This is a genomic window from Micromonospora eburnea, from assembly GCF_900090225.1.
GTDB classification, from domain to species: domain Bacteria; phylum Actinomycetota; class Actinomycetes; order Mycobacteriales; family Micromonosporaceae; genus Micromonospora; species Micromonospora eburnea.
This window is the reverse complement of record NZ_FMHY01000002.1, coordinates 1,918,989-1,943,104: the sequence shown is the minus strand read 5'-3', so window position 1 is coordinate 1,943,104 and position 24,116 is coordinate 1,918,989. Positions and strand designations below refer to the sequence as shown.

Here is a 24,116-nt window from a genome sequence, read left to right as displayed (position 1 = left end):
GCGGTTGCCTCCTGCTCCCTGGCGACCGGGTCGGTCCCCGTGGGCACTGGACGACACCCGAACGATCCGGGCCTCGACCTGTCTACCGAGCCGGGCACCCGCCACGTTAGCCTCGGTCACCATGCGTGTGCCGAACAACCGGGAGTCGAGCCGCTCCGCGGCGGGCGCCGCGCGGTCCGCCCTCACCGCACTCACCGGCTCCGTCGGCACCGCCGGTCTCGCCGCGGCCGCCGCCGACCCGGTCCTGCTCGCCGCGGTCGACCAGCACGCCGCCGCCGTACGGGACAGCCTGGAGGCCGACAGTCGCCCGCTGACCGTGGCCGCGCTCGCCGGGTACGCCGAGGGGGTCCGCGCCGCGGCCGAGGAGCACGGCTGGCAGCCGCCGGCCGAACCGGTCGACTGGTCGCGGCCGGACTGGCTGTTCACCCGCCTGATCGCGGTCTGCGCCCTGGCCCGCACGCTGGATCCCCGGCATCTCGCCTGAGCCCGGGAGAGCCGCCCGGGGGCACGAACGACGGGCGACCCTCCCCCGCTCCGACTCACTCGTTCGGCCGGCCGGACTGCCGGTTCTGCTCGCCCACCTTCCCGGACCGGTACGTGCCGCCCGGGACGCCGGACGCCGGCTCCGGCGTCGCCCGGGTGGGCTGCGCGCCCCGGTCGGCCAGCTGCCGTTCGTAGTCGCGGCGGCCGGCGTTCTCCGCCCGGCGCTGTTCCCGGACGGCCTGGGACTCCTCCGCCATCCGGTTGAGCCAGCCGTCCCAGCGGGCCTGCATCGGCTTCACCAGGCCGCCGCCGACACCGACGATCAGGATGCCGGCCACGGTGGCGAGAACCGCGATCAGTACCGGCTCGGTGACCGTGGTGGCGATGCCCACCTGGTTCAGCGCGGCGATCACGCCGAGCGCCAGGATGAAGACCGCGGTCAGGCCGGCCAGCACCCGGCCGTACGAGAGCCCGCCGAGCGCGCCGCCGACCAGGTCCCGGGCGGCGTTGGCGATGGCGGCGGCGACGACCACGATGATGATCGCCACGAAGGCGCGCGGCAGCCACGAGATGACGCCCCGGATCAGATCACTGATCGCGTTCGGTCCCCAGACCCCGAAGGCGAACTGGAGGGTGAACAGCAGGATCGTGTAGTAGGCCAGTTTGGCCAGGATGTCGCTGGCTTCGTACCTGGTGCGTTCGAGCGCTCGCTTGATGCCGCCCCGATCGACGGCCCGGTCGAAACCCACCCGCTCCAGCGCCACGTCCACGATCTTCAGGACGGCTCGGGCGACGAGCCAGCCCACGACGAGAATCACGATGAACGCGACAGCTCTCGGCACGAAGAGCACCAGTGTTCTCCACAGATCGGTCAGGGCGGCCCCGATGTTGACCTGCCCGACCGCGAGGGTTTCCCCCACCTTGTCCCTCCCGTCGCGTGAATTGCGATGCCGGGATACCCGGTCGCCGCGCTGGCACGCCGCCCACCGCGACTACCTGGCATTCGCGACGAATCGGTACGGTCCCCCCGATCGCCGGCCGACGCCCCGCGTCGCCTGAACGGCACCTTTTCGCCACCCTCCGGATAGGCTGCGGTCATGCCAGGCACGGTCGGGCGGGTGCCCACGCCATCAGCCCCCACCTCGGGAGCGCCGACGGGTCCGCGCTCCGCCGCGCCCGGCCCGGCCGACCTGTCGTCGCTGCGGTGGGCCGACACGCCGCTGGGAGCGCCCGAGCAGTGGGATCCGGCCCTCCGTGCCGTGGTCAACCTGGTGCTCGCCTCGCCCGTGCCGATGGCCCTGCTCTACGGCGACGACCTGATCCTGGTCTACAACGAGGGGTACGCCGAGCTGATCGGGACGCGGCACCCCGGGGCGCTCGGGCGGCCGGCGGCGGAGGTGTTCGCCGATATCTGGCACGAGCCGGGTGCCGGGGAGGTGGTCGAACGGGCGTACTGGCGGGGTGAGCCCTTCCTGGAACGGGAGGCGGTGCTGCCGGTCGACCGGCACCGGACCGGGCCCACCGAACCGGGCGTGTTCACCCGCGGTTTCTCGCCGGTGCGGGACAGCGGCGGCCGTACCATCGGCGTGCTCAGCGTGGCCGCGCAGACCACCCAGGTCACCCGGCAGTTGCAGAGCCTGAGCGACTTCGCCGCCGCGCTCTCCGGCACGCTCACCCTCGACGACGTCGCCCGGGTCACCCTGCGCTACGGCCTCGACTCCTTCGGCGCCGACCGGGTCTCCTTCGGTGTCGACGAGGGATCGGCCTGGCGGATGGTCCGCCGGGTCCGCGGCGAACTCTTGGACGAGGCCGACGAGCGGCTCCCACCGTTGTGGCGGCGGGTACCGGCCGAGTCGCCCGTCCCGATGGTGGTGACCGCCCGCAGCGGCGTACCCGTGTTCACCACCGACGGGCAGCCGCTGCGGGACTCCGCGGCGGACCGGCACGACGAGAAGATCCGCTCGCTGGCCTCCCTGCCGCTGCGCTCGTCGGTGGTCCGCGGCTCGATGACCGTCGGCTACCAGACGCCGCACCTGTGGTCGCCGGCGGAACGCGCGCTGCTCGCCGCCGCGGCGGAGCTGGTCGGCCAGGCCGCCGAGCGGGCCCGCCGCTTCGAGACCCAACATGGCACCGCCCAGCTCCTGCAGCGCAGCATGCTGCCCGAACGGCTGCCCGACCTGCCCCGGTTACGCATCGCCGCCCGGTACGACCCCGGTGTGGACGGCAACGCCGCCGGCGGCGACTTCTACGACGCGTTCGTGCTGCCCAGCGGCGCGCTCGGGGTGGTCCTGGGTGACGTGGCCGGGCACGACGTCCAGGCCGCTGCCCGGATGGGGCAGGTACGCGCGGCGCTACGCGCGCTGGCGCTCACCGACCCCCGCCCCGACGCCGTGCTCGCCGGTCTGGACCGGCTGGTCGCCAGCCTGGGCACCGAGGGCGGGACCCAGGAGCTCTTCGTCACGGTGGTGTTCGGCGTGATCGAGGCCGACCAGGGGCGGATCACGCTGGCCAGCGCCGGGCATCCGGCCCCGCTGATCCGGCGCTGCCCGGCCGGCGGCGAGCCGACCGCCGAGTACGTCGAGGTGTCCCCCGGCCCCCCGTTGGGTCTCGGCTACCGCCCGCGTACCACGGCGGTGCCGTTCGGGCCGGGCGACACCCTGCTGTTGTACAGCGACGGGGTGGTGGAGCGGCGCTGGCAGGACCTGTCCGCCGGGCTGACCGGGCTGCGCGCGGCGGTGACGTCCGCCAGCAGCGGCGATCCTCGGGCGCTCTGCGCGGCGGCCACCGCCGCCGTGCCCGGCGCGACCGAGGACGACGTGGCGTTGCTGGCCGTGGAGCACGCGGTGCGGCCGAGCCGCTCGGCCAGCATGGCGGTGCCGGCGGAGCCGACCGCGCCGAGCCGGGTACGCCACTGGATGACCGCTCAGCTCACCGAGTGGCAGGTGCCCGAGACGGTGATCGGCGGCGCGGTCCTGTGCACCAGCGAGCTGACCACCAACGCGCTGCTGCACGCCGGCACCGCCGCCCGGGTGGAGATCGACCTGAGCGCGGAACGGCTGCTGGTCTCGGTCGCCGACTCCGGCACCCGGGGCCAGGTGACCCGGGCGCAGACCGACACATTGAGCAGCCGGGGGCGCGGCCTGGGGCTGATCGAGGAGTTGAGCGACGCCTGGGGCACCGACCCCACGGTGCGCGGCTCGACCGTCTGGTTCGAGATCCTCATCCCGCAGAGCTGAACGCTGGGCGGGCCGGTGGCAGTCAGCGCGGGGGCAGGCGGTGCAGCTCAACCTTGTCGACCCGTCCCGCCGCCACCCGCGCGGTGAGATAGGTCGCGTAGGGCTGAGCCCGCCGGTCGGTGGGTGACCCGGGGTTGAGCAGGCGCAGCCCGGTCGGGGCGACACTGTCCCACGGGATGTGCGAGTGCCCGAAGACGAGCAGGTCACAGTCGGGAAAGCGGGCCGCGCAGCGCTCCTCCCGGCGGGTCTTCGGCCCGGTCTCGTGCACCACCGCGACCCGCAACCCGGCCAGCTCGACCCGGGCCACCTCGGGCAGCCGGGCACGCAGCTGTGGCCCGTCGTTGTTGCCGTACACGCCGACCAACCGGCGGGCCCGCGCCGCCACGGCGTCCAGCAACGACATGTCGACCCAGTCCCCCGCGTGCAGCACCACGTCGGCGGCGTCGATCGCCGCCCAGAGCGGCGCGGGCAGGTCCCGCGCCCGGTTCGGCACGTGCGTGTCGGCAGTGATCAGCAGATCCATGCCCGTATCCTCCCGCCCCCAGGGGCGGGCTGGGCGGGTCAGAGCCGTTCGGCGGCCGCGGTGATCCGGCCCGCGGCGTTGATCAGCCCGATGTGTGAGAAGGCCTGTGGGAAGTTGCCCAGTTGCTCGCCGGTGGCCGGGTCGATCTGCTCGGCATATAGCCCCAGGTCGTTGGCCTGCGCGGCGAGCTGCTCGAACAGTCGCCGGGCCCGCCCCAGCTCGCCGGACTCGGCGAGGCAGCCGACCAGCCAGAAGGAGCAGATCACGAAGCCGGCCGGGTCGCCGTCCCAGCGCCGCAGCAGGCCGTCGCGGGACAGCCGGCGCTCCACCACGTCGATGGTGGCGCGCATCCGGGGGTCGTCGGCGGGCAGGAAGCCGACCAGCGGCATGATCAGCACCGAGGCGTCCAGTTCGTCGGAGTCGAAGGCCCCGGTGTACGCGCCGACCCGGTCGTTCCAGCCCCGGGTGAGCACCTCCTCGCGTACCTCGTCCCGGGCCGCCGCCCAGCGCGCCACGTCGGCGGCGTCGCCGATCCGCGTCCCGAACCGGACCGCCCGGTCCAGCGCGGTCCAGCACTCCACCTTGGACGACAGGTAGTGCCGCTCGACGTCACGCGCCTCCCACATCCCGGCGTCCGGCCGGCGCCAGTCCAGCGCCGCCCGGTCGGCCATGGCGTGCAGCAGGTGCCGGACCTCGGACGACATCGGGTCGAGGTAGTACCGCATCAGCCAGGCGGCGTCGAGAATCTCGCCGAGCACGTCGGTCTGCCGCTGCCGCCAGGCGTCGTTGCCGACGAGCACCGGCCGGCTGCCGGCGTAGCCGGAGAGGTGGTCGAGGCGGTGCTCGGTGAGGTCACGCTCGCCCTCGACGCCGTACATGATCGGCGCGGGCTCGTCACCGATCAGGCCCATGGCCCGGGACACCCAGGCGAACTGCCGGTTCGCCTCGTCCGGGCAGGCGGCCAGCCAGAGCGCCTGGAGGGTGAGGCTGAAGTCGCGTAACCAGACGAAACGGTAGTCGTAGTTGCGGTCGCCGCCGAGTTCCTCGGGCAGCGAGGTGGTGGCCGCCGCGACGACCGCGCCGCTCGGCTGGTAGGTCATCCCCTGCACCACCATCGCGCTGCGCCGCACCTGGTCACGGTAGTGCCCCCGGTAGTCGTGCAGCCCGGCCCAGGACCGCCAGCCGGCCGCCGCCTCGACCAGCACCCGGTCGGCGTCGGGCAGCGCGGGCTCGCCGCCGTCGTAGGCCGGGGCGTACCCGAGAGTGAAGTGGTGGGCGGTGCCGGCGCGGGCGGTGAACCGGCCGAACGCCGTCCCGCCGCCGCAGGTCATCGGGACGTTGGCGCGCAGGCTCAGCCGGGTGCCGCCGGCGACGGCGTCGACCGTCTGCTCGGTGCTGGTGAGGTAGGCGCGGACCCGGCCGTACTCGAAGTGGGGCTGGTACTCCACCCGCATCGGCACCTCGCCGGAGAGCCCGTCGACGACCCGGGCGAGCACCCGTGGGGAGCGCAGGCCGATCTCGTGGCCGCGCGCGTCGGCCGCCAACGCCAGGGCGTCGGTGACGGCCACCCGCCCGGTCCGGGTGGTGAAGACGGTACGCAGCACCAGCGTGTCGTCCAGGTAGGACCGTTCGGTGGTGAAGTCGTCCTCGGGCCGGATGCTCCAGTGCCCGGCGGCGTCGTCGAGCAGCCGCCCGAAGACCGACGGACCGTCGAAGCGGGCCGGGCACCACCAGTTCACCGCGCCGGCCCGGTCCACCAGCGCGGCGGTACGCCCGTCCGCGAGGAACCCGTGTTCGCTGATCCGTCCGGCGTCCACGCCGGTGGCTACCCGCCCGGCCCGGGGGCATGCGCGACGCGACCCGGCCGTCGTCGGGTGTTACCCACCGGCACGGACGGGAACGCCGCAGCTTGACGAAGGAGGATGCTCATGACCACGCCCTCGACGCCGAGCGCGGCCTGGCGACCCGGGATGCCCGGCAGCGACAACCTCCCGTCCGGGCCGGGCGGTCGTCCGGCCGCCCCGAGCGGGGACGGACACGGACCCCAGACCGGCCCGCCGACCGTCACGATCGGGTCGTACCCGGACTATCCGTCCGCCCAGCGCGTGGTGGACTATCTGGCCGACAACCGGTTCCCGGTGGAACGAACGTCGATCATCGGCACCGACCTCACCCTGGTCGAGACGATCATGGGCCGGTTGACCACCGGCCGGGCCGCCCTGGTGGGCGCGGGCACCGGCGCCTGGTTCGGGCTCTTCATCGGGCTGCTCTTCGGCATCTTCACCGCCGGGAACTGGGTCGCGGTGATCGTGATCGGGCTGGTGGTCGGCGCGATCTGGGGTGCCGTGTTCGGCGCGGTGGTCCACGGGATGACCGGCGGCCGGCGCGACTTCACCTCGTCCAGCTCACTACGGGCCAACCAGTACGCGGTGACCGTGGAGGCCGACCTGGCCGACCAGGCCCGGCAGTTGCTCGGCCGGATGCACTTCCCCACCACCGCGACCTCCCGTTAGCGCGGGGCGATGAGCGGGAAGATTTTGCGACCGGCGGGCCGGCCCTTCGCAGATCGGGCCGGCTCCGCGGCGCCCAGCCGTCAGCCCCGGTACGCCAACTCCCCCGCCCGGATCGGGACGTCGACGCGGTTCTCCGGCGGGGCGAGCGGGCAGGCCCAGCGGTCGTCGTACGCGCAGCTCGGGTTGTAGAGGTAGTTGGCGTCGAGGCGGACCCGTCCACCGGGCAGCACGGTCAGGCCCCGCCCGAAGGTGCCCTTGACGGTGTCGGTCAGGTAGCGCCCACCCCCGTACGTCTCGACGCCGCAGGTGGCGTCGCGCAGCGGCACGAACAGCCCGCCCCCGTACGCCTCGATCCACCACATGGTGAGCGGGCCCCACGGTGTCTCGGCCACCGCGACCCGGCGGTACCGGACGACCCCGTCGGGTCCGCCGGTGTCGATGGTCTCCGTGCCGGCGGCCGGACGTAGCGGCGCCTCGACCACGGCGGCCGGATCGTTCGGGAACCAGCGCAGCCCGGTGAAGCCGGATCGCTCGGCGGCGGGCAGCGGGCTGCACGGGTGCGAACGGAACAAGTCGTCACGGGCAGCCCGGAACCCGGCCAGGTCGAGATCGGAAAGGTGCAGCCGGGCCACCTGTTCCCGCCAGTCGAGCAGGTCGAGATCATCCATCCCCCGACCGTAGCCGGAGCGCTTGCTTCAAATTCCAACCACATCGCCTATCGGCTCTGTCGCGCCGGTCACGCTCAGCCGGAAAGAACTTGTTGAAATTTGAAACAGTGCTACTCTCCTAGTCGTGACCGAGAGCCTGAACCCCGAGCGGATGGCCGCCTGGCGCGCGTACATTGAGGCGAGCCAGCGGCTCTTCACCCAGCTCGAGGACGACCTGCGCGCGGCCGGCGAGCTGAGCTTCGCCGACTACCACGTGCTGGTCCTGCTCTCCGAGGCGCCGGGGCAGCGGCTGCGGATGGGCGAGCTGGCCAGCCGGCTGGTCTTCTCGCCGAGCCGGCTGACGTACCAGATCTCCACCATGCAGCGGCGCGGCCTGGTGGCCCGGCAGCCCTGTCCGGAGGACCGGCGCGGCAGCGAGGCCGTGCTGACCGCCGCCGGCCTGCTGGCGCTGCGCGAGGCCGCGCCGCACCACCTGCGTTCCGTACGCACCCACCTGATGGACGACCTCGACGACGCCGAGGTCGCCTGCCTCACCCGGGTCTTCGAGCGGCTCGGCCGGCGCCTGCGCGCCGACCGCGACGCGTCGTCCACCCCGGCCGACAAGTAAGGAGCCCGCGATGCCCGCCATCACCGTCGACGACGTCCTCGTCCTGCCCCGCCTGCCGAAGCTGGACGAGTCCACCACCTACCGCCCGGTCCGCCGGGTGACCACCGCGCCGAGCGGCTACGAGGGCGAGGGTTTCCCGGTCCGCCGGGCCTTCGCCGGCGTCCCGCTGACCGAGCTGGACCCGTTCATCCACCTCGACCAGATGGGCGAGGTCGACTACGCCCCGGGCGAGCCGAAGGGAACGGCCTGGCACCCGCACCGCGGCTTCGAGACGGTGACCTACATGATCGACGGGATCATGGACCACCAGGACTCGCAGGGCGGCGGTGGCACCATCACCGACGGCGACACGCAGTGGATGACCGCCGGCAGCGGCCTGCTGCACATCGAGGCGCCGCCGGAGCACCTCGTGACGAGCGGCGGCCTCTTCCACGGCCTCCAGCTCTGGGTCAACCTGCCCCGGGCGGCGAAGATGAACCCGCCGCGCTACCAGGACATCCGCGGCCGGGAGTCGGCGCTGCTGACCACGCCCGACGGCGGCGCGCTGATCCGGGTGATCGCCGGGGAGATCGCCGGGCACCAGGGCCCGGGCTCGACCCACACACCGATCACCATCGCCCACGTGACGTTGCAGCCCGGCGCGGAGCTGAGCCTGCCCTGGCGGCCGGACTTCAACGCGCTGGTCTACGTGCTGGCCGGCCGGGGCACGGTGGGCACCGACCGCCGTCCGATCCACCTCGGCCAGCTCGCCGTGCACGGCCCGGGCGACGCGCTGCGGTTCACCGCAGACGCCAAGCAGGACAGCAACGCCCCGGCCCTGGAGCTCTACCTGATGGGCGGGCAGCCGATCCGGGAGCCGGTGGCGCACTACGGCCCGTTCGTGATGAACACCCGGGACGAGCTGATCCAGGCGTTCGAGGACTACCAGGCCGGCCGGCTCGGCGTGATCCCGGCCGAGCGGCTGCCGCACACCGGCGGCGAGGGCAGCCGCCCCTGAGCGGTCGGCAGGCGGCGGGCGTCCCGGGGTCTCCCGGGGCGCCCGCCGTCGGTCAGGAGACGGCGAAGATGCCGGCCACGCCGAGGATCACCATCAACAAGACCGCCACCAGCGCACCCCGTTCCCCCTCCACCGCCTGCTCGCGGTACTCGGTCACGGTGTTCGTCGTCTCGGCGGGCATGCTGTGGCCTCCTCCTGATGAACGCCTGGGGGTCCGGCCGGGCCCGCGGGAAGGCCCCGCCGACCAGGGTCTGTCGGCGTCGGAAGCCGTCCGGGGTCCTGCCGTTCGGAGGTTGTGTTACCTGTTTCGACGGCGGGAAACCTCGCCGAGCCGACACGTCGCGCCACACCGGCGTACGCTGCCGCCCGGTCAGCGCCGTCGGCGGGCTACGCGCCGGACGGCAGGCTCGCCGGACGCGCCGGCGACGGGTGGGCCGTACCGGGGTCGGCGGCAGCCGACGGATCGTCGAGCGCGTTCGGCCCCGGCGGGTACGCGAACGACGCCCGTGGCGAGTAGAGCCCCCCGCAGATCACCAGCGGGTTGGCGGGGCGCAGCGCGTAGAGCGGGTGCCGCGGGGCGAGGAACTCGACCGACTCGACCTCGAACGGGGTCACCGGCTCCGCCACGTACGGGTAGTCGGCGTGGAACAGTTGCCCGTCCCGGGCGGTGAGGTACCGCTGGTGCCCGCTGCACACCCGGCTGCCGGTGTGCCCGACCCGGGCCACGGTACGGATGATCGGCGCCCCGTCCACGATCGTCTCGCCGGTGAGATGTTCGCCCCGCAGGTCGAGCCGGGTCTCGCCGGACGCCACCGGAGCACCCCGGGCGACGGCGAAGGCGCGCACCTGAGGGGTGGAGGCCAGGTAGTGGGTCCACCAGCCGCCCGGGATGCCCTCCACCGGCAGCGGGTCGATGCCGTCGAGGGCGAGGCCGAGATAGGTCAGGGAGAACGCGTCGAAGCCCGAGGTCTGCTCGCCGTCGTCCACCACGTACTGGCAGAGGAACACCTGGCGGTCGGGGCGGGGCCGCAACCCGGCCGGCACGAGCGCCGCAGCCGCGTCGGGGTCCGCCGGGAGCCAGCTGAACTGGAGCACCCGGGCGTTGACGACAAGTTGCGGGGCGGCGGGATCGAGCACGATGCCTCCGAAGACGGATACAACCGACGCTACGGGCGGTCCCGTCAGCGGGACAAGGACGGAAAGTCGACAGTGCGAACCGCTTGTCGGGTCCTGTCATGGCTGGTCGGTCGGCACTCCTCGGCCGACCGGTCCGTCAGTGGCCGGCTCCGCCGGGTCGGCATCACGCCCGGTTTCAGACGGTCAATCCCCTCACATCCCTTAAGTGCATCATACTTTCGGCTAGATTATCTGCGGCCGATCGGGTTAGGGTGGCTTCCGAACGGGCCAACCGAGGCTGAACCGAAGCGTCACGTCATCTCTCCGTGGACGAGGTGCAAGGGAGGACCGCCCATGACCGCGCAAACGCTCAGCGGGCAGCGGACGACACCGTCGCCCGCCCCCGGCAAGCTCGACCCCCACACGCTCACCGACAGCGCCACCGATCTGCTCAACGCGATGGCCGCACTGCCCACCGACCACCCGTCGCGTCCCGCGCTGCGGGACCGGGCGATCGAAGCCTGGCTGCCGCTCGCCAACCACCTCGCCCACCGTTACGGCGGCCGGGGCGAGCCCACCGACGACCTGGCGCAGACCGCCGCGGTCGGCCTGATCAAGGCGATCGACAAGTTCGACCCGACCCGGGGCGTCGACTTCGCCGGCTACGCCATCCCGACCATCATCGGCGAGCTCAAGCGGCACTTCCGCGACCGCACCTGGGACATCCGGGTCCCCCGTCGGCTCCAGGAGCTGCGGCTGGCCATCTCCGACGCCAACAGCACACTGCTGCAGACGCTCGGCCGCTCGCCGACGGTCGCCGACATCGCCGCCCACCTCAAGCTCACCGAGGAGGAGGTCCTGGAGGGCCTGGAGGGGGCCCGCGCGTACAACGCGGTGTCACTGTCCACCCCGACCGGCGACGGCGACCGGGCCACCGAGCTGGGCGACCTGCTCGGCGGCGAGGACGGCGAGTTCGAGCTGGCCGAGCTGCGGGTCGCCCTGGGCCCGGCGTTGGCCACCCTGGACCAACGCGAGCAGCGGATCCTCACGCTGCGTTTCTACGGCAACCTGACCCAGTCGCAGATCGCCGAGCAGGTCGGCGTGTCCCAGATGCACGTGTCCCGGCTGCTCGCCCGGTCGCTCAGCAAGCTGCGCGGGCAGCTCGACGGGACGTACTAGGAGGGGACCGCGCGGACCGGTCCTCGTCCCCCGAGCGCCGGATGCGAGATTGGGGCCGTGCTCTCCGACGTGATCCTCGACCTGCCGGTCCGGGCGGTGCTGCCGACAGTGACCGGGGCGCTGCGCGCCGCCGGCGCGGCGGTGCTGGTGGCACCGCCCGGCACCGGCAAGACCACCCTCGCACCGCTGGCGGTGGCCGACGAGGTCACCGGGCGGGTGGTGGTCGCCCAGCCCCGCCGGATGGCCGCCCGGGCCGCCGCCCACCGGATGGCCACCCTGCTCGGCGAGCGGGTCGGCGGCCGGATCGGGTACGCCGTACGCGGCGAACGCCGGGTCGGGCCGGACACCCGCGTCGAGGTGGTCACCACCGGCCTGCTGGTCCGGCGGCTGCAACACGATCCCGAGCTGCCCGGTGTCGGCGCGGTCCTGCTGGACGAGTGCCACGAGCGGCAGCTCGACGCCGACCTGGCGCTGGCCTTCACCGTGGACGCCCGCGGCGCGCTGCGGCCCGACCTGTGGCTGCTGGCGATGTCCGCCACCCCGCCGGCGGGCCGGTTCGCCGCGCTGCTCGACCCGCCGGACCGGCCCGCGCCGGTGGTCCGGGCCGAGGCGGCCCTGCACCCGGTGACCCGGGTCTGGGCACCGCCGCCCCGGCCGGTCGCCGCGCCCGGCGCGGGACGGGTCGACCCGGCGCTGCTGGACCACGTGGCCGCCACGGTCCGGCGGGCGCTGCGCGAGCGGGACGGGGACGTCCTGGTCTTTCTGCCCGGGGCCGGCGAGATCGCGGCGGTCGCCGCCCGTCTGGCCGACCTGCGCGACGACGTCGACGTACTGCCACTGCACGGCCGGTTGCCCGCCGCGGCGCAGGACGCCGCGCTGCGGCTCCGACCAGCCGGCCCGGTGGACGACCCGAACCGCCCCGGTACGGTCGCCGCCGCACCGTCGCGACCCGGCACGCCGGAGGGGGCGCGGCGACTCGGAACGGTCGATCGGCGGCGGGTCGTGCTGGCCACCTCGGTGGCGGAGAGCAGCCTGACCGTGCCCGGGGTACGGGTGGTGGTCGACGCCGGACTGAGCCGGGTGGCCCGGACCGACCTGGCCCGGGGGCTGGGGGCGCTGGTGACCGTGCCGGTGTCCCGGGCGGCGGCCACCCAGCGGGCCGGACGGGCCGGGCGGGAGGCCCCCGGCGTGGTCTACCGGTGCTGGTCGGAGGTGGCCCACACCCACCTCGCCCCGCAGCCGGAGCCCGAGATCGCCACCGCCGACCTCACCGGGTTCGCGCTGGAGCTGGCCGCCTGGGGCACGCCGGACGGCAGCGGGCTGGCGCTGCCCGACCCGCCGCCGCCGGCCGCCCTCACGGTCGCCCGGGAGACCCTGACCACGCTCGGTGCGGTGGACCCGGACGGCCGGATCACCGCCCGGGGGCGGGCCATCGCGGCGGCCGGGACCCATCCCCGGCTGGCCCGGGCACTGCTCGACGGCGCGGAGCGGGTCGGCGCGGACCGGGCCGCCGAGGTGGTCGCCCTGCTCGCCGAGGAGACCCTCACCGGGGCCGGCGACGACCTCACCGCCCTGTGGCGCCGCCTGCGCGGCAACACCGACCCGGCCGCCACGGCCCGCTGGCGCGCCGAGGTACGCCGCCTCCGCGCCGCCCTGCCCACCGGAGCGGCGCGGGCCGGCCGGGACGCACGAACGACCCGGGACGGCGGCGGCACCGCACCGGTGCCCCGCAACGGCGGCGGGCCGGGCCGGATCGCCCCGGCCGGACGCAGCGGCGACGCCGACCGGCTCCCCGACGACCTCGCGGCCGGGCTGCTGGTCGGGCTCGCGTACCCGGAACGGCTCGCCCGGGTGCGCCGGGCCGGCGGCTCGGCGTACCTGATGACCGGGGGGACCGCGGCGGAGCTGACGGCCGGGTCGGCGCTGGTCGGCTCGGCGTGGCTGGCGGTCGCGGTGGCCGACCGCTCCCCCGGGGCGCCGACCGCCCGGGTCCGGCTCGCCACCCCGGTCGACGAGGCGACCGCGCGGGAGGCCGGCGGCCCGCTGCTGCGCACCGACCGCGAGGTCGGCTGGTCCGGCGGGGACGTGGTGGCCCGCGAGGTAATCCGGCTCGGCGCGATCGAACTCGTCGACCGGCCGCTGCCGGCGCCGGACCCGGCGCAGCTCGCCGAGGCCGCGCTCACCGGGCTGCGCCAGACCGGCCTGGGCCTGCTGACCTGGACGCCGGACGCGACGGCGCTACGCCGGCGACTGGCCTTCTGCCGGCAGGCACTCGGCGACGACTGGCCCGACGTGTCCGACCCGGCGCTGCTCGCCGACGCGCCCGCCTGGCTCGGCCCGGAGCTGGCCGGGGCCCGACGCCGGGCCGACCTGGCCCGGGTCGACGTCGTGGCGGCGCTACGCCGGCTGCTCGACTGGCGACAGGCCGCCCGGCTGGACGAGCTGGCGCCGGAACGGCTCGTCGTGCCCAGCGGCTCCCGGATCCGGGTGGACTACGCCGACCCGGCCGCCCCGGTGCTCGCGGTCAAGCTCCAGGAGACCTTCGGCTGGCGGGACGCCCCGCGCATCGCCGACGGGCGGGTTCCGGTGCTGCTGCACCTGCTCTCCCCCGCCGGCCGGCCGGTCGCGGTCACCGCCGACCTGGCCTCGTTCTGGCGGGTGGGCTACCCGCAGGTGCGGGCGGAGCTGCGTGGACGCTATCCGCGGCACCCGTGGCCGGAGGACCCGACCACCGCCGAGCCCACCCGACACGCCACACCGCGCCGACGCTGAGCCGGCTACTCGTCGATCACGTCGGCGATCACCGCGGTCACGTTGTCCGGGCCGCCCGCCCGCAGCGCCAGGTCGATCAGCTTGGCGACGCACGCCTGCGGGTCGGCGTACTCGCCGAGCACCTCGGCGAGGGTGTCCGCGCGTACCACGTTGGAGAGGCCGTCGCTGCACAGCAGCCAGCGGTCGCCGGCCCGGGGCACCATCGTCGCGTACGCCGGGTTGACCTCCTCGCCCTGCAACGCCTGGGTCACCACGGCCCGCCGGGGGTGGCTGCTCGCCTGCTCGGGGGTGATCACGCCCTGGTCGACCAGCATCTGCACGAAGGTGTCGTCCCGGGTGACCTGCTTCAGCACGCCCTCGCGGAACAGGTACGCCCGGGAGTCGCCGACGTGGGCCAGGGCCAGGCAGCTACCGGTGCGGGCGAAGAGCAGCGCGGTCAGGGTGGTGCCCATGCCCTGGCGTTCGGGGTCCTCGACGACGGCCTGCCGGATCCGCGCGGTGGCCAGCTCGATGCCGCCCTGTAGGGCGGCGACCAACGCGTCCTCGGGGGTCTCCAGGTCCAGCGGGGCGATCGCGTCCATGGCGATCCGGCTGGCCAGGTCACCGGCCGCCATGCCGCCCATGCCGTCGGCCACGGCGACCAGCCAGTTCCCGGCGTGCTGGGCGTCCTGGTTCCCACTGCGGATCAGCCCACGGTCGCTCGCCCCCACGGAACGAAGCTTCAGGGTCATGGGAGGCAGCCTGCCAGGCGAAGGGCGCAGTTGTCTCTAGGAGATCAGGAGGATGCCGCGTGGCGCGGTGAATCTCACTGCCGGGCACGCCCCGATCTCATCGCCTCGGGTCAATTGACATCGGGAGAACACGCTGGAAACATCACCCCGAATGGGAGCGCTCCCAGCTCCCGCCCGTCCCCCACCACCCCCGACGCACGGAAGGAATCTCCGTGACCCCATCCCGACGTCGTCTCACCGCGTTCGCCGCGGCCACCACCCTCGTCCTCACCGGTGCCGCCGCCAGCCCGGCCCTCGCCGAGGTGCCCCCGGACGCCCCCGAGCAGATCCGCAACGGCGATTTCAGCGCCGGCACCAGCCCCTGGTTCTCGTACGGCACCGGCGACCTCGGGGTCGTCGACGGCCGGCTGTGCACCACCGTCCCCGGCGGCCTGGCGAACCCGTGGGACGCCGGCATCGGCCAGGACGCGGTGCCGCTGATCGCGGGCGCCGAGTACGAGCTCTCCTTCGACATCTCCGCCACCCCCGGTGCGGCCGTGACGGCGGTGCTCCAGCTCGGCAGCGCCCCCTACACCACGTACGCGAGCGTCAACGCCAACGCGACCGGCACCGCGCAGCACTTCGCGAAGACGTTCACCGCCTCGGACGACAACCCCGCCGCGCAGGTCATCTTCCAGGTCGGCGGCAGCGCCCAGGCGCAGACCGTCTGCCTGGACAACGTCTCGCTGCGCGGCGGCGAGCCGGCCCAGCCGTACGAGCCGGACACCGGCCCGCGGGTGCGGGTCAACCAGGTCGGCTACCTGCCCGGCGGGCCGAAGAACGCCACCGTGGTCACCGACGCCACCGATCCGCTGCCCTGGCAGCTGAAGTCCGCGTCCGGCAAGGTGGTGGCCAGCGGCCAGGCCACGCCGCGCGGCGTCGACGCGGCGTCCGGCCAGCACGTGCAGACCGTCGACTTCTCGTCGTTCCGCACCCCGGGCACCGGCTACACGCTCGTCGTGGACGGTGAGACCAGCCACCCGTTCGACCTCTCCGGCACCCTCTACGACCGGCTGCGCGCCGACTCCCTCCAGTTCTTCTACGCCCAGCGCAGCGGCACCCCGATCGACGGCGACCTGATCGGCGCCGAATACGCCCGCCCGGCCGGGCACCTCGGCGTGGCGCCCAACCAGGGCGACACCAACGTGCCCTGCCAGCAGGGCGTCTGCGACTACTCCCTGGACGTGCGCGGCGGCTGGTACGACGCCGGCGACCACGGCAAGTACGTGGTCAACGGCGGCATCGCCACCTACCAGCTGCTGAACGCCTTCGAGCGGACCAAGACCGCGGAGACGGCCGCCGGCGGCACGGCCCTGGGCGACTCGACGCTGCGCGTGCCCGAGCGGGGCAACAACGTCCCGGACATCCTCGACGAGGCCCGCTGGGAGCTGGAGTTCCTGCTGCGGATGCAGGTGCCGGCCGGTCAGCCGCTCGCCGGCATGGCCCACCACAAGATCCACGACCGGAACTGGACCGGCCTGCCGCTCGCCCCGCAGGACGACCCGCAGCCGCGCGAGCTGCACCCGCCGTCCACCGCGGCCACCCTCAACCTGGCCGCCGTCGCCGCCCAGTGCGCCCGGCTGTTCGCCCCGTACGACGCCGCCTTCGCGGCCCGCTGCGGCACCGCCGCGAAGACCGCGTACGCGGCGGCCAAGGCACACCCGGAGGTGTACGCCTCGCCGACCGACGGCAACGGCGGTGGCGCGTACGACGACACGAACGTCACCGACGAGTTCTACTGGGCGGCCGTCGAGCTGTGGCTGACCACCGGGGAGCAGGCGTACCTGACCGACCTCACCGCGTCGCCGCTGCACACCGCCGACGTGTTCGAGGCCGGGGGCGCCTTCGGCTGGCAGAGCGTCGCCGCGCTGGGCCGGCTCGACCTGGCCACCGTGCCGAACGCGCTGCCGGCCGCCGAGCGGGCCCGGATCCGCGCCTCGGTGACCGCCGCCGCCGACCGTTACCTGGCCACCCTGCGCGGCCAGGCGTACGGCCTGCCGCTGCCCGGTGACGCCAACTCGTACGTCTGGGGCGGCAACGGCAACATCATCAACAACGCGGTCGTGCTCGCCACCGCGTTCGACCTGACCCGGGACGCGAAGTACCGGGACGGGGCGGTGCAGACCGCCGACTACCTGCTCGGCCGCAACGCGCTGAACATCTCGTACGTGACCGGCTGGGGCGAGCACGCGGCGCAGAACCAGCACAGCCGGCTCTTCGGCCACCAGCTCGACCCGAACATGCCGCACCCGCCGGCCGGTTCCCTCGCCGGTGGCGCGAACGCCGCCCTCCAGGACCCGTTCGTGGCCAACCTGCTGGCCGGCTGCGAGCCGATGTTCTGCTACATCGACGACATCAACTCGTACTCGACCAACGAGGTGGCGATCAACTGGAACTCGGCGCTGGCCTGGCTGGCGTCGTTCCTCGCCGACCAGCGTGACGCGGCGGCGGTGCCCGCCCCGACCTGCGCCGTCACGTACACCACCCACGGGAGCTGGCCGGACGGCTTCAACACCCAGGTCACCGTGCGCAACACCGGCAAGACGGCGGTGAACGGGTGGAACGTGCGCTGGGCCTTCACCGGCGACCAGCACGTGAACAGCTACTGGTCGGCGCAGGTCAGCCAGTCCGGCGCCACGGTCACCGCGACGAACGAGTCGTGGAACGCGAAGATCGCCCCGGGTGCCGAGGTCACCTTCGGCCTGATCGGCTCGACGGGCAAGGGTCCCAACCCCAACCCCACCCTGATCACCCTCAACGGACAGGCCTGCGCCCTGTCCTGACCGCCCCGGGGCACGCGCCCCACGCGCATGATCGCGCTCGATCCAGGAAGCAGTGGCCTCCAGTTCATCGGGAGGCCACTGCTTCCGTGTTCGAGCACGATCATGCCGGGGAATCGCCCGGGGTCCCGCCTCGGGCGCGGGCCCAGGTGAGGAAGCGGTCGGTCAGGCCGGGCGGGCGGGTGTGGCCGTTGAGCTGGGCGAGTTGGTCGCCCGCCTCCTGCATGAGGGTGCTCAGATAGACCAGCAGCGCGGTCCGGTCGTCGCGGTACTCGACCAGCAGCGCCAGCCGCGCGGGTTGGCACGGCCAGTCCGCACCGCACGCCCGGCACCGCCACAGCGGCCGCATGTACACGTGCGGTCGCCCCGGCCGGCTCACCGCCCCGCCCCGCCACCAGGGCCGGCGTTGCGGCGGCTGACCGCAGCGGGGTTCGTCGAACGCCACACCTCCCGCCAGCCGCCGGCCCGCCACCGCTGGGCCGGTGTCAGGTTGCCGGCGCTGCCGGGGGTCACGGTGGGAAAGACCTGCGTGCGTGCGTTCTCCCAGGAAGCCCGGGGACCCGGTACGCGGGGCGGGGGCGGGACGGGATCACGACGTCGGGACCGGAACAGCACGGGCGAAGCCTCCTTCGTGGTCGCGGGCGGGCACCGGGCCGAAGAGGCGGTGTCGTACCCGGTGGCCGTTGGATGGGCCGCCCGGACGCCGTTGGCCGGGCGGCCCGCGGTCCCGCCGACGGTTCGGGCCACGGCGGCGGTTCCACTGACCGGAAGCCTGCCGCGCGTCGCGCGACGAGCACACCGCGTAACGGTAGGGTCGGCGGACGTCTGGAACGTCCTTCGTGGAGGCCGCTGTGAACGACGCGTTGCGAGTGGCGATGGCCGAGGCGGGCGAGACGGCGGAGTCCCTCGCCGAACGGGTCGGGGTGGACCCGAAGACCGCCGCCCGCTGGGTGACGCCGGGGCGGGTCCCGCACCCCCGGCACCGGGCGGCGGTGTCCAAGGCGCTCGGCCGCGAGGTCGGCGAGCTGTGGCCGGAGGTGGTCCGCCGCCGTGAGCCGGCCTGGTTCCGGCCGTGGGCCCACGTGGAGGAGGAGGCCAGCGCGCTCCGCTCGTTCGAGCCGTCCGTGCTGCCCGGCCTGCTCCAGACCGAGGAGTATGCGCACGCGGTGCTGAGCAGCGGCCCGCTCGCCGACGACGAGGTGGAGGGCTACGTGGCCGCCCGGCTCGCCCGCCAGGCGGCCGTCTTCGACCGGCCCCGGCCGCCGCTGGCCATATTCGTCATCGACGAGGCCGCGCTGCGCCGGGGCGAACCGGAGATCATGCAGCCGCAGCTCGACCACCTGGCCGCCATGGCGCAGCGGCCCCGGGTCCTGCTGCACGTGCTGCCGCTGCGCGCCGGCTTCCACCCCGGGCAGGCCGGCCCGTTCGTCATCGCCACCGTCGACGACGGCGACGACGTCGCCTACCTGGACGACCAGGCGGCCGGGCGGACGACAAAGGACGTTGCTCCCCTGTGGCAGGTCTGGGACACTCTGAGGTCGATCGCGCTGCCGCGCGACCAGACGATCCAACTCCTGAAGGCGCGACCATGGCTGACCTGACCGGCGCCAACTGGCGCACCAGCACCCGCAGCAGCTCCAACGGCGGCAACTGCGTCGAGGTCGCCGACAACCTCCCCGGCGTGGTCCTGGTCCGCGACTCCAAGGACCGCAGCGGCGGCATGCTGCGCTTCACCCCGGCCGCCTGGCAGTCGTTCGTCGGCGGTCTCGAGGAGTCCGGCCGCCACTGACCCGAACCGGTAAGTTTCCGGAATGGCGTACGTGTTCCTGCTGGCCGCGATCACCGCGGAGGTGATCGGCACCAGCCTGCTCAAGGCGACCGACGGCTTCACCCGGCTCTGGCCGACGCTCGGCCTGGCGGTGGCGTACGTGTCGTCGTTCGGGCTGCTCGCCCTGGCCGTCAAGGAGATCCCGGTCGGCGTCGCGTACGCGATCTGGTCCGGGCTCGGCACCGCCGCGATCATGGCGATCGGGGCCGCCTTCCTGGGCGAGCCGCTCAGTGTCACGAAGGTGATGGGCGCCGGCCTGGTGATCGCCGGGGTGGTGGTCCTCAACCTCGGCGGCACACACTGACCGTCAGATCGCCAGAGCTGGGCGATCTTGGAAGGAAGTGGCCCCGGTAGGGGCACTTTCCCGCCAAGATCTGCACGGCTCGGCGTATGCCGAGCGGGGGGCGAAACCGGATGCCCGGTTCCGGACTTCCCCGAGCTGGAACCGCCGTCGAGAATGATCATCTGAGGCGTCGCCACGCCACCCTTAACGTTCGATGGAGCGGCGCATGGCGATCCGGTCGGCCGGGTCCAGGCCCAACGCCGCCTCGGCGGCTAACAGCTCGGCCAGCCCCGCGGTGACCTCCCCACCGGTCAGCTCCCGGAACCCGCAGCGCGCGTAGTACGGCCCGTTCCACGGCACGCTGCGGAAGGTGGTCAGCGTCAACGCCGGCAGCCCCCGCCCGGCCGCCCATTCGGCCACGTCGTCGAGCAGCCCCCGCCCGATCCCCCGCCGGGCGTACGCCGGGTCCACGCTGAGTTGCAGGACGTGCGCGCAGCCGTCCACCAGGTCGACCACCGCGAAGGCCAGCGGCCGTTCTCTGGCGTCCACCGCCACCCACACCCGGCCGGCCCGCTGGCGGTCGGCCAGCACGTCCAGCGGCAACGGCGGCATGTCGGCGACGTCGGTCATGCCGATCTCGCGGAACGGTGCCCCGGAGGCCACCTCGATCCGCTGCACCTCGGTCAACTCGTCGCCCGGGCGATCCTGCTGCGCTCCACGGTGCCCGACCCAACCAGACCGGCACGGGTCCGGCCAGCGCATTTTCCGGCGGAGGCAGTACCCTGCCCCGGTGAGCCTGCCCCTGCCGCCCGGCGACTTCCGCGCGTACCTGTTCGACTGCGACGGGACCATCGTCGACTCGATGCCGCTGCACTACGCCGCCTGGTGTTCGGCCCTGGACGAGTGGGGCTGCGAATTCCCCGAGGAGCTGTTCTACGCCTGGGGTGGCCGCCCGATCGCCGACATCATCGCCACGCTCAACGCGCGGCACGGGTTGACCATGCCGGTCGACACGGTCGCCCGGCGGCAGGAGGAGCTCTACCACCGTTCGCTGCCCGAGTTGACCGCCGTGCCGGAGGTGCTGGCGCATATCGAGGACGCCCACGGCCGGATCCCGTTCGCGGTGGTCTCCGGCAGCACCCGGGAGGGGGTCACCGCCTCGCTCGGCACGCTGGGTCTGCTCGACCGGTTCGAGGCGCTGGTCTGCGCCGGGGATTACACCCGGCCCAAGCCCGACCCGGAGGCGTTCCTGCTCGCCGCCCGCCGGCTCGGCGTACCCCCGGCGGACTGCCTGGTCTTCGAGGACACCGAGCTGGGCATCCAGGCCGCGACGGCGGCGGGCATGGCATCGGTCCGCGTACCGCAGCCGTGGGAGCGCGCGGCAGCGGCGTGAGGTTCCGGCGGGCCGCCCGATCTTGCCCGCGGGCCCCGGCTGATAGCAGCATGGCGGCATGACGGACCAGCGGACCATCACCATCCGGCCGGGCGGGCCGGACGACGCGGCCACCGTGCTGCGGCTGCTCGACGGGGCCACCGCCTGGCTGGCCGAGCGCGGCCGGACCGGCCAGTGGGGCACCGAGCCCGCGTCGGCCGACCCGCGCCGGATCGCTCAGGCCGACGCGTGGGCCAGCGGCGGTGGGCTCCACCTGGCCATGCTCGGCAACGCCACCGTGGGTGCTTTGGTGGTGGGTTCGGCCACCGACTACGTGCCACCGGCCACCGAGCCGGAGTTGTACGTCAACCTGCTGGTCACCGACCGCGCGTACGCCGGCAACGGGATCGGGGCGCGGCTGCTGGCGTACGCGGCGGAGCTGGCCCGCGACCGGGGGCTGGGGCTGCTGCGGGTCGACTGCTACGGCGGCGACGACCGGGCCCTGGTCCGCTTCTACGAGGGCTGCGGCTTCACCGCCACCGACCCGTTCACGGTGCGCCGGCCCGGCCGTGACCCGTGGCCTGGTCAGGTGCTGGAACGCCGCCTGGACTGAAGGCGGGCCGTGGCCAGCCGGGGGCCGCAGCCGCCAGCGCTGTCCGGAGGGCCACGACGGCACCACCGGGACCGTCCGCTGTGGAAGGATCGGCTGCGTCGCGGGGGGACGGAGCGGGGTGGCAGTGGCGGACGAGGTGGGACAACTCGGCGACTACCGGCTGCTCCGCCTCCTCGGCGCCGGCGGCATGGGATACGTCTACTTCGGTGTGTCCTCCACCGGGGACCGGGTCGCGGTGAAGGTGATCCGGCAGGAACTGGTCAGCGACGAGGACCTGCGGCGCCGGTTCGCCGCCGAGATCGAGAACCTGAAGCTGGTCTACGGGTCCCGCGTGGCGCGGCTGGAGGACGCCGACCCGCTGGGTGATCCGGCCTGGCTCGCCGTCCAGTACGTTCCGGGCGCCACGGTCAACCAGTACGTCGCGGCGCGCGGGCCGCTGCCGGTCCGGTTGGCCGCGATGGCCGGGGCGATGCTGGCCGACGGGCTCGCCCGCGTGCACCAGGCCGGCGTGCTGCACCGGGACCTCAAGCCGCAGAACGTGATCCTCGGCCCCGACGGCCCGGTGCTCATCGACTTCGGCCTCGCCGTGTTGACCGAGCAGGACAGCCGGTTCACCCAGACCGGGCTGCTCATCGGTACCCCGGCGTACATGTCCCCCGAACAGGTGCGGGGCGAGCGCGCCCTGACCGCGGCCGTGGACATCTACGCGCTCGGCGCCACGCTGGTCTACGCCGCCACCGGGCACGACCTCTACCCCGGCGCGGGCGGAGTGCACTCGTTGCTGCTGCGCATCGCCGACCCGCAGGTGGCGCCCGATCTGGCCGGGGTGCCGGACGACCTCATGCCGGTGCTCACCGACATGCTGGCCCACGAGCCGGCGGCCCGGCCGGCGCTGGCCACCGTCCGCTCCCGGCTGCTCGCGGTGGCCGGCGCGGACGGGACGGACGTCAGCGAGCTGCGCCGCCAGGTCGCCGAGCTGACCTACAGCGCCGCCACGGAGCTCCTGGTGCCACGCGTCGACGCCCCGCCCCCGCCCGGACCGCCCCCTACCGTGCCGGCACAGCCACCGCTCCCGTCGCCGCCACCCGGTGGCCGCCGGGACGTACCGGCGCAGCCGCCACCACCGACCCGGCACGACCTCCCACCCGCCCCGACCCGCGTCGACGGCGCGTCGGCGCCCCTCGCGCCGACCCGGACGGACGCGGCCGCGGAGGTGGGCATGCCGACTCGGCGGGACCCATCCCCGGTACGCCCGGCGGCGGTGCCGTCCGTCGCGTCGCCCACCTCGCCCATGGACCCGCGGGGGTTGCTGCCCCCGGAGAAGGACCGCCGGCCGCCGGGCGTTGGGGACGCGCCCTCCGGCGAACCGGTCGGCCCGCCGCAGGGCGACGCCATGCTCAGCGAGGGAACTCCGGCCACCCGCGTACGCTGGCCCCGACGGGTGCTCATCGCGCTGTGCGCGCTGCTGCTCATCGCGTCGGCCGCCAATCTCATCTACCGGCACCAGCAGTCCAAACCGGTGCGCGTGTACGACAAGAAGCCGACCGCCCTCGCGTTCAACCCCGACGGCACCATCCTGGCCAGCGCGGACGACGACGAGATGATCCGCCTGTGGGACGTCGACGGCCGCAAACTCCTCGGGACGCTGTTCGGTCAGGACGGTGTGATCGACGAGCTGAGCTTCAGCCCCGACGGCGACACGCTCGCCAGCGCCAACGACAGTGGTCAGATCAAACTGTGGAACATGACGACCCGGCAGGAGACCGCCACGCTGGACTTCAAGGTCGCCAGGTCGACGACGGTGAGTTTCAGCCCGGACGGCACCATGCTGGCCGGCGGTGCCGACACCACGATCAAGGTGTGGAAGGTGGGCAGCACCAAGGCGCTGACGTCCATCACCGGCCTCGCCAAGGTGATCAACAAGGTTCGCTTCAGTGGTGACAGCAAAACCGTGCTCGGCCGGGCCGAGGACGGCAGCGCCGGCATGTGGGACGCCCGCACCGGGGCCAGGCGCTACAGCAGCCCCGGCATCGCCAGCTCGTGGTACGTTCCGACCTCCTCCGGGTCGGTGGAAATCCGGGACCCGGGCGGCGGACTGCTCGGTGAGCTCCGCGGCCACGACGGGCCGGTGAAGGCCTCCGACTTCCATGGCGGCTGGCTCGTCACCGGTGGCTACGACAAGACGGTCCGGCTCTGGAACGTGACGCTCCGCCGCGAGGTGGACATGGTCACGGTCTACACCTGGGCCGCCGAATCCGTGGCGCTCAGCCCGAAGACACTCCTGGTGGCCTACGGCAACTACAAAGGGCTCTGGCTGTGGCGTCCGGATCCGGCGTAGGGGAACGCCGCTCCCGGGGTGGCCGCGTGGTTCCGCGC

The 24,116-nt window shown here is 73.9% G+C and carries 23 protein-coding genes; 14 read left to right on the top strand and 9 right to left on the bottom strand.

The window, feature by feature from the left end:
- Positions 1 to 121: 121 nt before the first annotated feature.
- Positions 122 to 484 (top strand): DUF6401 family natural product biosynthesis protein, encoded by a 363-nt coding sequence (locus GA0070604_RS09175; protein ID WP_091117286.1) that lies wholly within the window; start codon positions 122 to 124, stop codon positions 482 to 484.
- 55 nt (positions 485 to 539) lie between these two features.
- On the opposite strand, the gene GA0070604_RS09170 is transcribed toward GA0070604_RS09175, so the two are convergent.
- The gene (locus GA0070604_RS09170; protein ID WP_091117284.1) at positions 540 to 1,403 is read right to left on the bottom strand and encodes a mechanosensitive ion channel family protein; all 864 of its coding nucleotides are present in this window, start codon (positions 1,401 to 1,403) and stop codon (positions 540 to 542) included.
- Between the two features lie 177 nt (positions 1,404 to 1,580).
- On the opposite strand from GA0070604_RS09170, the gene GA0070604_RS09165 reads away from it, so the two are divergent.
- Positions 1,581 to 3,719: an ATP-binding SpoIIE family protein phosphatase gene (locus tag GA0070604_RS09165; RefSeq protein ID WP_091117281.1), complete on the top strand. Its 2,139-nt coding sequence runs from the start codon at positions 1,581 to 1,583 to the stop codon at positions 3,717 to 3,719.
- 22 nt (positions 3,720 to 3,741) lie between these two features.
- Here the strand turns inward: GA0070604_RS09165 and GA0070604_RS09160 are convergent, their stop codons facing one another.
- Both GA0070604_RS09160 and GA0070604_RS09155 read right to left on the bottom strand, forming a co-directional pair.
- Entirely contained in the window at positions 3,742 to 4,242 is a 501-nt protein-coding gene (locus GA0070604_RS09160; protein WP_091117278.1) for a metallophosphoesterase family protein, read from the bottom strand.
- Positions 4,243 to 4,280: 38 nt separating this feature from the next.
- On the bottom strand, positions 4,281 to 6,059 hold the full coding sequence (locus GA0070604_RS09155; protein ID WP_091117276.1) for a glycoside hydrolase family 15 protein: 1,779 nt from the start codon (positions 6,057 to 6,059) through the stop codon (positions 4,281 to 4,283).
- Positions 6,060 to 6,170: 111 nt separating this feature from the next.
- Between GA0070604_RS09155 and GA0070604_RS09150 the strand changes: the two genes are divergently transcribed.
- Positions 6,171 to 6,755, top strand: coding sequence for a general stress protein (locus GA0070604_RS09150; RefSeq protein WP_091126994.1), 585 nt, complete (start codon positions 6,171 to 6,173; stop codon positions 6,753 to 6,755).
- A gap of 80 nt (positions 6,756 to 6,835) precedes the next feature.
- Here GA0070604_RS09150 and GA0070604_RS09145 read toward each other — a convergent pair whose 3' ends face one another.
- Complete coding sequence (locus tag GA0070604_RS09145) at positions 6,836 to 7,423, bottom strand: DUF1684 domain-containing protein (RefSeq protein ID WP_091117273.1); 588 nt, start codon at positions 7,421 to 7,423, stop codon at positions 6,836 to 6,838.
- A 124-nt stretch (positions 7,424 to 7,547) separates the two neighbouring features.
- Here GA0070604_RS09145 and GA0070604_RS09140 point away from each other — a divergent pair, with 124 nt between their 5' ends.
- Both GA0070604_RS09140 and GA0070604_RS09135 read left to right on the top strand, forming a co-directional pair.
- On the top strand, positions 7,548 to 8,030 hold the full coding sequence (locus GA0070604_RS09140) for a MarR family winged helix-turn-helix transcriptional regulator (RefSeq protein WP_091117271.1): 483 nt from the start codon (positions 7,548 to 7,550) through the stop codon (positions 8,028 to 8,030).
- Positions 8,031 to 8,040: 10 nt separating this feature from the next.
- Entirely contained in the window at positions 8,041 to 9,027 is a 987-nt protein-coding gene (locus tag GA0070604_RS09135) for a pirin family protein (protein WP_091117269.1), read from the top strand.
- A 52-nt stretch (positions 9,028 to 9,079) separates the two neighbouring features.
- Here GA0070604_RS09135 and GA0070604_RS33885 read toward each other — a convergent pair whose 3' ends face one another.
- Together GA0070604_RS33885 and GA0070604_RS09130 are read right to left on the bottom strand one after the other, a co-directional pair.
- Entirely contained in the window at positions 9,080 to 9,208 is a 129-nt protein-coding gene (locus tag GA0070604_RS33885; RefSeq protein WP_255509960.1) for a hypothetical protein, read from the bottom strand.
- A gap of 206 nt (positions 9,209 to 9,414) precedes the next feature.
- Positions 9,415 to 10,164, bottom strand: a complete 750-nt coding sequence (locus GA0070604_RS09130) for a hypothetical protein (protein ID WP_208601994.1) — start codon at positions 10,162 to 10,164, stop codon at positions 9,415 to 9,417.
- A 333-nt stretch (positions 10,165 to 10,497) separates the two neighbouring features.
- Here GA0070604_RS09130 and GA0070604_RS09125 point away from each other — a divergent pair, with 333 nt between their 5' ends.
- Positions 10,498 to 11,322 (top strand): SigB/SigF/SigG family RNA polymerase sigma factor, encoded by an 825-nt coding sequence (locus tag GA0070604_RS09125; RefSeq protein WP_091117266.1) that lies wholly within the window; start codon positions 10,498 to 10,500, stop codon positions 11,320 to 11,322.
- A gap of 57 nt (positions 11,323 to 11,379) precedes the next feature.
- Entirely contained in the window at positions 11,380 to 14,094 is a 2,715-nt protein-coding gene (locus GA0070604_RS09120; protein WP_091117263.1) for an ATP-dependent RNA helicase, read from the top strand.
- Between the two features lie 5 nt (positions 14,095 to 14,099).
- Here the strand turns inward: GA0070604_RS09120 and GA0070604_RS09115 are convergent, their stop codons facing one another.
- Positions 14,100 to 14,825 carry a PP2C family protein-serine/threonine phosphatase gene (locus GA0070604_RS09115; protein WP_091117261.1) on the bottom strand — a complete coding sequence of 242 codons (726 nt, stop codon included), beginning with the start codon at positions 14,823 to 14,825 and terminating at the stop codon, positions 14,100 to 14,102.
- 212 nt (positions 14,826 to 15,037) lie between these two features.
- Between GA0070604_RS09115 and GA0070604_RS09110 the strand changes: the two genes are divergently transcribed.
- Entirely contained in the window at positions 15,038 to 17,647 is a 2,610-nt protein-coding gene (locus tag GA0070604_RS09110; protein WP_091117258.1) for a glycoside hydrolase family 9 protein, read from the top strand.
- Positions 17,648 to 17,747: 100 nt separating this feature from the next.
- Here the strand turns inward: GA0070604_RS09110 and GA0070604_RS09105 are convergent, their stop codons facing one another.
- Positions 17,748 to 18,089 carry a hypothetical protein gene (locus tag GA0070604_RS09105; protein ID WP_244161801.1) on the bottom strand — a complete coding sequence of 114 codons (342 nt, stop codon included), beginning with the start codon at positions 18,087 to 18,089 and terminating at the stop codon, positions 17,748 to 17,750.
- A 430-nt stretch (positions 18,090 to 18,519) separates the two neighbouring features.
- On the opposite strand from GA0070604_RS09105, the gene GA0070604_RS09100 reads away from it, so the two are divergent.
- Genes GA0070604_RS09100 through GA0070604_RS09090 form a run of 3 tightly spaced genes read left to right on the top strand, consistent with a single transcriptional unit; the run spans position 18,520 to position 19,776 of the window.
- Positions 18,520 to 19,245, top strand: coding sequence for a Scr1 family TA system antitoxin-like transcriptional regulator (locus GA0070604_RS09100; protein WP_377593416.1), 726 nt, complete (start codon positions 18,520 to 18,522; stop codon positions 19,243 to 19,245).
- A complete protein-coding gene (locus GA0070604_RS09095; RefSeq protein WP_091117253.1) occupies positions 19,233 to 19,433 on the top strand; it encodes a DUF397 domain-containing protein in 201 nt (66 codons plus the stop codon). Before GA0070604_RS09100 ends, GA0070604_RS09095 begins: the two co-directional genes overlap by 13 nt.
- A gap of 22 nt (positions 19,434 to 19,455) precedes the next feature.
- On the top strand, positions 19,456 to 19,776 hold the full coding sequence (locus tag GA0070604_RS09090; protein ID WP_091117250.1) for a DMT family transporter: 321 nt from the start codon (positions 19,456 to 19,458) through the stop codon (positions 19,774 to 19,776).
- 183 nt (positions 19,777 to 19,959) lie between these two features.
- On the opposite strand, the gene GA0070604_RS09085 is transcribed toward GA0070604_RS09090, so the two are convergent.
- Entirely contained in the window at positions 19,960 to 20,433 is a 474-nt protein-coding gene (locus tag GA0070604_RS09085; RefSeq protein WP_244162176.1) for a GNAT family N-acetyltransferase, read from the bottom strand.
- A gap of 112 nt (positions 20,434 to 20,545) precedes the next feature.
- Here GA0070604_RS09085 and GA0070604_RS09080 point away from each other — a divergent pair, with 112 nt between their 5' ends.
- From GA0070604_RS09080 to GA0070604_RS33880, 3 genes are all read left to right on the top strand, one after another.
- Complete coding sequence (locus GA0070604_RS09080) at positions 20,546 to 21,148, top strand: HAD family hydrolase (RefSeq protein WP_091117244.1); 603 nt, start codon at positions 20,546 to 20,548, stop codon at positions 21,146 to 21,148.
- 58 nt (positions 21,149 to 21,206) lie between these two features.
- On the top strand, positions 21,207 to 21,740 hold the full coding sequence (locus GA0070604_RS09075; RefSeq protein WP_091117241.1) for a GNAT family N-acetyltransferase: 534 nt from the start codon (positions 21,207 to 21,209) through the stop codon (positions 21,738 to 21,740).
- A gap of 124 nt (positions 21,741 to 21,864) precedes the next feature.
- Positions 21,865 to 24,078 carry a WD40 repeat domain-containing serine/threonine protein kinase gene (locus GA0070604_RS33880; protein ID WP_091117239.1) on the top strand — a complete coding sequence of 738 codons (2,214 nt, stop codon included), beginning with the start codon at positions 21,865 to 21,867 and terminating at the stop codon, positions 24,076 to 24,078.
- The last annotated feature ends 38 nt before the right edge of the window (positions 24,079 to 24,116 follow it).

Bases quoted from the DNA above. Each gene is read 5' to 3' on its own strand.
- GA0070604_RS09175 (WP_091117286.1), top strand. From the start codon at position 122: ATGCGTGTGCCGAACAACCGGGAGTCGAGCCGCTCCGCGGCGGGCGCC.
- GA0070604_RS09165 (WP_091117281.1), top strand. From the start codon at position 1,581: ATGCCAGGCACGGTCGGGCGGGTGCCCACGCCATCAGCCCCCACCTCG.
- GA0070604_RS09160 (WP_091117278.1), bottom strand. From the start codon at position 4,242: ATGGATCTGCTGATCACTGCCGACACGCACGTGCCGAACCGGGCGCGG.
- GA0070604_RS09150 (WP_091126994.1), top strand. From the start codon at position 6,171: ATGACCACGCCCTCGACGCCGAGCGCGGCCTGGCGACCCGGGATGCCC.
- GA0070604_RS09145 (WP_091117273.1), bottom strand. From the start codon at position 7,423: ATGGATGATCTCGACCTGCTCGACTGGCGGGAACAGGTGGCCCGGCTG.
- GA0070604_RS09135 (WP_091117269.1), top strand. From the start codon at position 8,041: ATGCCCGCCATCACCGTCGACGACGTCCTCGTCCTGCCCCGCCTGCCG.
- GA0070604_RS33885 (WP_255509960.1), bottom strand. From the start codon at position 9,208: ATGCCCGCCGAGACGACGAACACCGTGACCGAGTACCGCGAGCAGGCG.
- GA0070604_RS09125 (WP_091117266.1), top strand. From the start codon at position 10,498: ATGACCGCGCAAACGCTCAGCGGGCAGCGGACGACACCGTCGCCCGCC.
- GA0070604_RS09115 (WP_091117261.1), bottom strand. From the start codon at position 14,825: ATGACCCTGAAGCTTCGTTCCGTGGGGGCGAGCGACCGTGGGCTGATC.
- GA0070604_RS09100 (WP_377593416.1), top strand. From the start codon at position 18,520: ATGGCCGAGGCGGGCGAGACGGCGGAGTCCCTCGCCGAACGGGTCGGG.
- GA0070604_RS09095 (WP_091117253.1), top strand. From the start codon at position 19,233: ATGGCTGACCTGACCGGCGCCAACTGGCGCACCAGCACCCGCAGCAGC.
- GA0070604_RS09090 (WP_091117250.1), top strand. From the start codon at position 19,456: ATGGCGTACGTGTTCCTGCTGGCCGCGATCACCGCGGAGGTGATCGGC.
- GA0070604_RS09075 (WP_091117241.1), top strand. From the start codon at position 21,207: ATGACGGACCAGCGGACCATCACCATCCGGCCGGGCGGGCCGGACGAC.